Source organism: Streptomyces thermoalcalitolerans (assembly GCF_039525155.1).
In the GTDB taxonomy this organism is placed as follows: Bacteria; Actinomycetota; Actinomycetes; order Streptomycetales; family Streptomycetaceae; genus Streptomyces; species Streptomyces thermovulgaris.
Map to the genome: position 1 here is coordinate 1 of NZ_BAAAHG010000099.1, position 8,476 is coordinate 8,476.

Here is an 8,476-nt window from a genome sequence, read left to right on the forward strand (position 1 = left end):
CACCGAGCCGGCCGGGACCGGACGCGCCCGCGCCGGAGGAACCGCCGCTCATCTGACGGCGTGCCGCGGCGGCTCCGGCGGCAGCGGCCGCGGCCGCCGGGCCACCCGAGGACGGGCGACCGCCCGAGGAGCCGCCGGAGGCCCCCACGGCCGGCCTCTTGTTCTGGGTGACGTCGACGGGCAGCATGACCAGGGCCGTCGTACCCCCGGAGTCGGAGGGACGCAGCTGGATGCGGATGCCGTGCCGCTGGGACAGACGGCCGACCACGAACAGACCCATGCGGCGGGAGACCGACACGTCCACGGTGGGCGGGTTGGCCAGCCGCTCGTTGATCGCGGCGAGGTCCTCCGGCGACAGACCGATACCGGTGTCGTGGATCTCGATCAGCACCCGGCCGTCGGGCAGCGCGTGACCGGTGACCTTGACCTTGGTCTGCGGCGAGGAGAACGAGGTCGCGTTCTCCAGCAGCTCGGCGAGCAGGTGCACGAGGTCGTTGACCACGCGGCCGGCGACCTCGGTGGGCGGCACCGCGGACAGCTCGATGCGCTCGTACTGCTCCACCTCGGACGCGGCGGCACGGAGCACGTCGACCAGCGGGACCGGGCGGGTCCAGCGGCGGCCGGGCTCCTCGCCCGCGAGGACGAGGAGGTTCTCGCCGTTGCGGCGCATGCGCGTGGCGAGGTGGTCGAGCTTGAACAGCGAGGCCAGCTGGTCCGGGTCGGCCTCACGGGACTCCAGTTCGGAGATCAGCGACAGCTGGCGCTGGATCAGACCCTGGGAGCGACGCGAGAGGTTGGTGAACATCGCGTTGACGTTGCCCCGCAGCAGGGCCTGCTCGGCGGCGAGACGGACCGCCTCGCGGTGCACCTCGTCGAAGGCCTCGGCCACCTGGCCGATCTCGTCGCGGGAGTGCAGGCCGACCGACTCCACGGACGTGTCGACGTCCTGCGGGTCCGACTCCGACAGCTGCTTGACCAGCTCGGGCAGACGTTCCTGGGCGACCTTGGTGGCGGTCTCCTGGAGGCGGCGCAGCGAACGGATCATGGAGCGGGCCATGACGAAGGCGCCGACCAGCGACACACCGAGGACGATCAGGATCAGCGCACCGGAGATGATGGCCTCGCGCTCGGTGGCGTTGCGCAGCTCACGGGCCTTTTGCTCCATCTCCTCGAGCAGCGTGAGCTCGATGTTCTTCATCTGCTGGAGCTTGGTGGAGCTGTCGTCGACCCAGTCGCGGTAGGAGCGCTTGTCCGCCTGCTTCAGACCCTCGCGGCTCTCCAGTACGCGCTTGGCGTAGGTGTCCGCGGCCAGGATGGTCGGGTTGCCCTCCTCCATGGGCCTGAGGAGTTCCTCGGCCGCGTCGCCGTAGATGTTGCGGAAGCTGTTGAGGTCCGAGGTCTGGCTCTCCAGCGCCGACTGGGCGTACAGGCGGTCGTTCTCGGAGAGACTGCCGGCCGTGGTGTTGTTGGCCGGCAGAGCGGCGGCGATCACGGCGCGCTGGACGGAGGCGTACTCCTTGGCGGAGGAGAAGGCGGCCAGGGCACGGGTGCGCTGAATCATCTCCGGGCTGTTGGTCGCCTGGGCCATGTCCTGGGACAGGGCGAGCAGCCCGGTGATCAGCCGGTGGTACCGGTCCACTGTCCGGGACGCGTTGTCCTTGTCCTGGTACGCGTCCTTGCGGATCTTGTTGAGCTCGTTGAGGTCGCTGACGATGCCGACGATGGTGTCGCGGACACCCAGCAGGTTGCCGCTCTTGCTGGCGGCGTCGATCTCCTCGGACGCGGAGATGAAGTTGTCCCGGGCCCGGTCCGTCTTGTCCCGGACGCCCTTGACGGCGGTCGCGGTCGCCGTGGAGCGGTGGGCCAGCGGTCCGGCGGTCTGGTCGCGCTCCTCCTGGAGCGCGGCGGCCAGCTCGGTGGCCTGCTTGGTCATCTCCGTCAGCAGCTTGATGTTGTCCAGCTGCTGGATGTCGTCCATGTTCTGGTCGATGCGCAGCGCACCCAGCGTGGTCGCGGCGACCACGGGGAGCGCGAGCAGCGAGACCAGACGGGTGGAGATGCGCCAGTTGCGCATCGCCAAGCGTGAGTTCGGGGTGATCAGGCCCTTGGCCGGCTTGCCTGCCGGGGCGGGACTCGGCGGGGTCGGCCCGCCGGCCGCGCCGGGGCGCTCACCGCCACCGCTGTCGCCGGCCGGGCCGAGGCCCGGGTTCTGGGCGTGCTGGGGCGAGGAACCACGGTCGGTCCCGCCGTGCGGCTCCGGCTCCGCCGAAGCGCTGCCATCCCTCTTGAAACGTCCCTGCACTAGCGTCGCAACCTCTGGACCAGGCGCCCCTCCGCGTCGACGGAAGGACGGTGTCGGCGTGTAGGGGAGCGTCCTGAAACGCTTCCCTCGGTGGTCGTGAATGACCGGCGCTGGCTCCCCCTTCCCGCCGCCGCTCAGCGCTGTTCGCGCCCTGCGCGCCGGTGCGATCGCGCGGCGGTCCGTGGCATTCCAGCACAGTGGCGGATCTGCAACAAGGCGTGAGGGGCAGGCTGTGACATCTGTGACACTCAGTCAGCGCCTGATCACGGTTCGTGGAAAGGTATCTGACTCATAAGGGGCATATCTCTGCGTACCCGCGAGTCATGAGAGGTGTCCCAGTCGCCATGATCGGGAGCGGAATGGCGGCTTCAGCGGTTAATTGTCCCCTTTTGGGGACGGGAGTCACGCCGAGAAAATGCCCGTTTTGTCAGTCTGTTCGTGAGCAAACTCACATCTGAGTCACGGGCTCTTCACGACTTCGGCCAGGAATTGAATGTTTAGCCTGACGTTTTACAGAGTTGGCACAACCGACAACCCGGCGCGGGACTTTTTCGACACCCGGCGCCCGTACAGACGAGGTCTCGTACAGCTGTGAAGACGACGATGATGTTCCGCACCATAGCCAACCCCCGGCGCACCACCCTGTCGCACCTCACGGATGCCGATGCCCTGCGGGCGCCGGAGCGGCCGGAGCACTCCGTCTCCCTCCCTTCCCGGACCGCCAACCCCCGGCGCACCATCCTCACGGACACGCCGGTCGCGGCCACTGCCGCCGAGTAATACGCGGGCCGGCCGCGAAATGCTCACGGCGGCCGGCGGACGGGGCCGCGGACAGACCGTCCGCAGCCGGGAAGCAGGGGCGTCCCGAGTCCGGGGCGCCCCTCCTTCGTGTCCGTGCGCGTGTCCGTGCGCCGTCGTGCGCGAGGTCCGGCACCCCTGGTCGCGTTAGCCTGGAGCGTCAGACTCCAGCCGCTCATGTCAAGGGACCAAGCAACCCGTGCGCATCGCCAGGTTCTCCATCGACGGGAACGTCGCCTTCGGCGCGGTCGAGGGCGACCGGCCGGACGAGCTCGTCCTCGACATCATCAAGGGCATCCCGTTCACGGACTTCGAGCTCTCCGGCACGCGGGTGCCGCTGAGCAAGGTACGGCTGCTGCCGCCGGTGCTCCCCAACAAGGTCGTCGCCTTCGGCCGCAACTACGCCGAGCACGCCCGTGAGCTCGGCAGCGAGGTGCCCGACGCCCCGTTCGCCTTCTTCAAGCCCGCCACCTCGGTGATCGGCCACGGGGACCCCATCCAGTACCCCCCGTTCTCCCAGGAGCTGCACCACGAGGCCGAGCTGGCCGTGGTCATCGGCCGGATGTGCCGCGAGGTCCCGCGCGAGCGGGTCAAGGACGTGATCTTCGGCTACACCTGTGCCAACGACGTCACCGCCCGCGACGTCCAGCGGCGCGAGGCGCAGTGGGCCCGGGCGAAGGGCTTCGACACCTCCTGCCCGCTCGGTCCCTGGGTGGAGACGGACATCGACATCACCGCCGCGGCCGACCTGACCATCCAGCTCACCGTCAACGGCGAGCAGCGGCAACTGGGCCGCACCAGCGAGATGATCCACCCCATCGAGGACCTGATCGTCAACATCTCCGAGGCCATGACGCTGCTCCCCGGCGACGTGATCCTCACGGGCACCCCGGCAGGGGTCGGCCCCCTGAACGTCGGCGACGAGGTCGCCGTCACCATCGAAGGCATCGGCACTCTCACCAACAAGGTTGTCAAGCGTGACTAGCGCACCCTCCCCCATGTCCTCGGCTTCGCTCGAGCAGGAGGCCCCCCGGACCCCCGTCCGCGTCCGCTTCTGTCCCTCGCCCACCGGGAACCCCCATGTGGGCCTGGTCCGCACCGCCCTGTTCAACTGGGCGTTCGCCCGGCACCACCAGGGCACCCTGGTCTTCCGCATCGAGGACACCGACGCCGCGCGCGACTCCGAGGAGTCCTACCGGCAGCTGCTGGACGCGATGCGCTGGCTGGGCCTCGACTGGGACGAGGGACCCGAGGTCGGCGGCCCGCACGCGCCGTACCGCCAGTCGCAGCGCATGGACATCTACCGGGACGTCGCCCGGAAGCTGCTGGACGCCGGCTACGCCTACCACTGCTACTGCTCCCAGGAGGAGCTGGAGAGCCGCCGCGAGGCCGCCCGCGCCGCCGGCAGGCCCTCCGGCTACGACGGCCACTGCCGTGACCTGAGCGCCGAGCGGATCGCGGAGTACAAGGCCCAGGGCCGCACCCCGATCGTCCGCTTCCGCATGCCCGACGAGACGATCACCTTCACCGACCTGGTCCGCGGCGAGCTGACCTTCACCCCGGAGAACGTCCCGGACTACGGCATCGTCCGGGCCAACGGCGCCCCGCTCTACACGCTGGTCAACCCGGTCGACGACGCCCTGATGGGGATCACCCACGTCCTGCGCGGCGAGGACCTGCTCTCCTCCACCCCGCGCCAGATCGCGCTCTACAAGGCGCTGATGGAGCTCGGCATCGCCAAGGGCATCCCGGAGTTCGGCCACCTGCCGTACGTGATGGGCGAGGGCAACAAGAAGCTGTCCAAGCGCGAGCCGCAGTCCTCGCTGAACCTCTACCGCGAGCGCGGCTTCCTGCCCGAGGGCCTGCTCAACTACCTCTCCCTGCTCGGCTGGTCGCTCGCGCCCGACCGGGACATCTTCTCCCTGGAGGAGATGGTCGCGGCCTTCGACATCAAGGACGTGAACCCCAACCCGGCCCGCTTCGACCTGAAGAAGTGCGAGTCGATCAACGGCGACCACATCCGCCTGCTGGACGTGAAGGACTTCACCGAGCGCTGCCGCCCGTGGCTGCAGCCCCCGTTCGCCCCCTGGGCCCCGGAGGACTTCGACGAGGCCAAGTGGCAGGCGATCGCCCCGCACGCCCAGACCCGCCTGAAGGTCCTGTCCGAGATCACGGACAACGTCGACTTCCTGTTCCTGCCGGAGCCGGTCGAGGACGAGGCGAGCTGGAACAAGGCGATGAAGGAGGGCTCCGACGCCCTGCTGCGCACGGCCCGAGAGAAGCTGGAGGCCGCCGACTGGACCTTTGCCGAGTCCCTGAAGGAGGCCGTCCAGGCGGCCGGCGAGGCCCACGGCCTCAAGCTCGGCAAGGCCCAGGCCCCGGTCCGTGTCGCCGTCACCGGCCGCACGGTCGGCCTGCCCCTCTTCGAGTCCCTGCAGGTCCTGGGCAAGGAGAAGGCGCTGGCCAGGATCGACGCGGCGCTGGCGAAGCTGGCGGCGCGGACGGCGTAGACGGCGCAGAGCAGCGCGTCCGTACGCCAGGGGCGGCACCCGGTCCGGGGTGCCGCCCCTTTCGTGCTGTCCTCGTGCTGTCCTCGTGCTGTCCTCGTGCTGTCCTTGTGCTGTCCGGGCGAGGGCGGCCCCTCCCGGCCGGTCCTGGCGTACCGTCGGTGTCATGCCCGTCAAACCCATCAAAGCCGTGCTCTGGGACGTGGACGACACCCTTTTCGACTACACCACCGCCGACCGCGTCGGCATGCGGGAGCACCTGGTGGCCGAGGGGCTGCTCGACGCCTACGGAAGCGTGGAGGAGGCCCTGGCGCGCTGGCGGCGGATCACCGACGAGCAGTGGGCGCGGTTCGCGGCCGGGGAGGTGTCCTTCGAGGAGCAGCGGCGGGACCGGGTACGGGTCTTCCTCGGCCGGCCGGAGCTGAGCGACGACGAGACCGAGGCGTGGTTCGAGCGCTATCTGAGGCACTACGAGGCCGCCTGGGCGCTCTTCCCGGACGTGCTGCCCGTCCTGGACTCCCTCGCCGGCGCCTACCGGCACGCGGTGCTGTCCAACTCCCACCAGCGCGTCCAGGAGCACAAGCTGCGCGCTCTCGGTGTGCGCGACCGCTTCGAGGTCGTGCTGTGCGCCGCCGAGCTCGGTGTGGCGAAGCCGGAGGCCCGGGCGTTCCACGCCGCGTGCGACGCGCTGGAGCTCGCTCCGCACCAGGTGGCGTACGTCGGTGACCATCCGGAGATCGACGGGCGGGGAGCCGCCGAGGCCGGGCTGTTCTCCGTCTGGATCAACCGTGACGGTGCGTCCCCCGCCCCCGCCGGGGACACCGGTCTGCGCCGGATCACCTCGCTCGGCGGACTTCCCGGCCTCCTCGGCACGGTTATGAGTTTTGGCGCCCCGCCCACCATCAGGTAATGTTCTTCCTGCGCCGCGGGGCACGGGCCACCGGCCCGGAACCGGAGGCGCTACCCTAGAACAAGATCCCCTAAGCAGGGGCTTGCGTTCCAGTGGCCTATGGTGTAATTGGCAGCACGACGGATTCTGGTTCCGTTAGTCTTGGTTCGAGTCCAGGTAGGCCAGCTCGCAGAGCTCATCTGCACTCGCGGATCGTCATCCGCAAGCCCCCGTTGTGTAGCGGCCTAGCACGCTGCCCTCTCAAGGCAGTAGCGCCGGTTCGAATCCGGTCGGGGGTACGGATCCTCCGGGATCAACGCCCCCGTTGTGTAGCGGCCTAGCACGCCGCCCTCTCAAGGCGGTAGCGCCGGTTCGAATCCGGTCGGGGGTACTCAGCAACCTGAATTGCCTTTGGTCTATGGTGTAATTGGCAGCACGACGGATTCTGGTTCCGTTAGTCTTGGTTCGAGTCCAGGTAGACCAGCTGATCTGCGGAAACGCATGATCTGCGCCCCCGTTGTGTAGCGGCCTAGCACGCTGCCCTCTCAAGGCAGTAGCGCCGGTTCGAATCCGGTCGGGGGTACACGGAACGAAAAGGCCCTCCCGAGGGAGGGCCTTTTCGGTGTGTCCGCGGTCACTCCCCGTCGAACCGGCGGCGCGACTCCTCCGCCTCCGCGAGCCGGCGCAGGCTGAGCAGCACCGGCTCGTACAGCACCGTCAGCGCCACCGCGGCCTCCACCCGCTCGTCCGGCGTTCCACAGCGCTCCACCAGGTCCAGATCGCTCACGGCGATCCGCTCCGCGGCACGGGCGTACGGCTCCAAGTGCTCGACGTCGCACGGGTAGCCGAGCCGGGAGAGGGCGGCGATCGCGGTCACCAGCATCCCGTACGCCGGTGCCGCCGGGGGCCGGCCGCACGCGCCGCCGCAGTGCCAGCCGAGCCGCTCCATGAGCGCGTCGGCGGTGCGCCGGGCCGTCTCGGTGGCCGGGTCCGTCTCGTCGGGCTCCGGGCCGTGCGGCAGGGCCCAGGTGGCGGTGCCCAGACGCTGGTGGAGATCCATGTGCTCGTCCTGCAGGGCGGCGATCACCTCACGGGCGGAGTTCACCGGGATCCGTCCCACCTGGATCAGCGCCCGTACCAGCCGCAGACGCCGCAGATGCCCCTCGTCGTACTCGGCCTGGGTGGCCGTGACACGGCGGCCGGGGTGCAGCAGCCCTTCGCGCAGATAGAACTTGATCGTCGCGGTGGAGACGCCGCTGCGTGCGCTCAGTTCCGCCAGTCGCATGTCCGTGCCGGTCCTTTCCCTCTTGCGGCTCTCGTTGGAGAGTGTCACTATCCTAAATAGATAGTGAAGCTATCCGACGACTCGGGACGATCGAGGATTGGGGGATGTCATGGGTGCCGAGCCGATCATGGGGCGCATGACCGCGGCCGGTGAGAAGGACGTGGTGGTCTTCCTCATCGGAATGCGGATCAACAGCTTTGCCGCGGTGCGCAGTTGGTGGCCGGTGGCCAGGGCCATGAGGCCGATGCTCGCCGAGTTGTCCCGCGATCCGGACAGCGGTCTCCTCGGTCACCGGATCCTGCCGGCCGGGCTCCGCGAGGTGCTGCTGGTGCAGTACTGGGAGTCCAAGGAGAAGCTCCTCGCCTACGCCGCCGCGTCCGACAGGAACCACCGCCCCGCCTGGGCCGCCTTCAACCGGCGGCTGCGGGAGGGGAAGGGCAAGGTCGGCCTGTGGCACGAGACGTACGTCGTCCCGGCCGGCTCCTACGAGTCCGTCTACGTGAACATGCCCGAGTCCGGCCTGGGCAAGGCCATGGGGGTCGTGCCGGTCGCCCGCCGGGGAGACCGCGCGGCGGCCCGCCTGCGCGTCGCCTGAGCGGGCACCGCGGCCCCGCGTGCGGGCCGCGGGAGAAGAGCGGGAGGAAAGGCGGCCGGACGGCCGTCCTCGCCGGGGCCGGGCGGGAGGCCCGGGCGGG

At 69.7% G+C, this 8,476-nt stretch carries 7 protein-coding genes and 5 tRNA genes; 10 read left to right on the forward strand and 2 right to left on the reverse strand.

What is annotated here, in order from left to right:
• Positions 1-2,302: sensor histidine kinase (locus tag ABD224_RS28470; protein ID WP_344055076.1), on the reverse strand; the 2,302-nt coding region annotated here is incomplete at its 3' end.
• Positions 2,303-2,893: 591 nt separating this feature from the next.
• Here ABD224_RS28470 and ABD224_RS28475 point away from each other — a divergent pair.
• From ABD224_RS28475 to ABD224_RS28515, 9 genes are all read left to right on the forward strand, one after another.
• Positions 2,894-3,082, forward strand: coding sequence for a hypothetical protein (locus ABD224_RS28475; protein WP_344055078.1), 189 nt, complete (start codon positions 2,894-2,896; stop codon positions 3,080-3,082).
• 217 nt (positions 3,083-3,299) lie between these two features.
• On the forward strand, positions 3,300-4,085 hold the full coding sequence (locus tag ABD224_RS28480; protein ID WP_344055080.1) for a fumarylacetoacetate hydrolase family protein: 786 nt from the start codon (positions 3,300-3,302) through the stop codon (positions 4,083-4,085).
• A 13-nt stretch (positions 4,086-4,098) separates the two neighbouring features.
• Positions 4,099-5,610, forward strand: a complete 1,512-nt coding sequence (gltX, locus tag ABD224_RS28485) for a glutamate--tRNA ligase (protein WP_344055088.1) — start codon at positions 4,099-4,101, stop codon at positions 5,608-5,610.
• A gap of 163 nt (positions 5,611-5,773) precedes the next feature.
• Positions 5,774-6,517 carry an HAD family hydrolase gene (locus ABD224_RS28490; RefSeq protein WP_344055082.1) on the forward strand — a complete coding sequence of 248 codons (744 nt, stop codon included), beginning with the start codon at positions 5,774-5,776 and terminating at the stop codon, positions 6,515-6,517.
• Between the two features lie 93 nt (positions 6,518-6,610).
• A tRNA-Gln gene (locus ABD224_RS28495) sits at positions 6,611-6,682 on the forward strand.
• A gap of 40 nt (positions 6,683-6,722) precedes the next feature.
• A tRNA-Glu gene (locus ABD224_RS28500) sits at positions 6,723-6,795 on the forward strand.
• Between the two features lie 19 nt (positions 6,796-6,814).
• A tRNA-Glu gene (locus tag ABD224_RS28505) sits at positions 6,815-6,887 on the forward strand.
• A 21-nt stretch (positions 6,888-6,908) separates the two neighbouring features.
• A tRNA-Gln gene (locus ABD224_RS28510) sits at positions 6,909-6,980 on the forward strand.
• Positions 6,981-7,006: 26 nt separating this feature from the next.
• Positions 7,007-7,079, forward strand: a tRNA-Glu gene (locus ABD224_RS28515).
• Positions 7,080-7,130: 51 nt separating this feature from the next.
• Here ABD224_RS28515 and ABD224_RS28520 read toward each other — a convergent pair.
• The gene (locus ABD224_RS28520) at positions 7,131-7,781 is read right to left on the reverse strand and encodes a MerR family transcriptional regulator (protein WP_344055084.1); all 651 of its coding nucleotides are present in this window, start codon (positions 7,779-7,781) and stop codon (positions 7,131-7,133) included.
• 109 nt (positions 7,782-7,890) lie between these two features.
• On the opposite strand from ABD224_RS28520, the gene ABD224_RS28525 reads away from it, so the two are divergent.
• Positions 7,891-8,376: a DUF4188 domain-containing protein gene (locus tag ABD224_RS28525; protein ID WP_344055086.1), complete on the forward strand. Its 486-nt coding sequence runs from the start codon at positions 7,891-7,893 to the stop codon at positions 8,374-8,376.
• Positions 8,377-8,476: the final 100 nt, after the last annotated feature.

Bases quoted from the DNA above. Each gene is read 5' to 3' on its own strand.
- ABD224_RS28520 (WP_344055084.1), bottom strand. From the start codon at position 7,781: ATGCGACTGGCGGAACTGAGCGCACGCAGCGGCGTCTCCACCGCGACG.
- ABD224_RS28490 (WP_344055082.1), top strand. From the start codon at position 5,774: ATGCCCGTCAAACCCATCAAAGCCGTGCTCTGGGACGTGGACGACACC.
- ABD224_RS28525 (WP_344055086.1), top strand. From the start codon at position 7,891: ATGGGTGCCGAGCCGATCATGGGGCGCATGACCGCGGCCGGTGAGAAG.
- gltX (WP_344055088.1), top strand. From the start codon at position 4,099: ATGTCCTCGGCTTCGCTCGAGCAGGAGGCCCCCCGGACCCCCGTCCGC.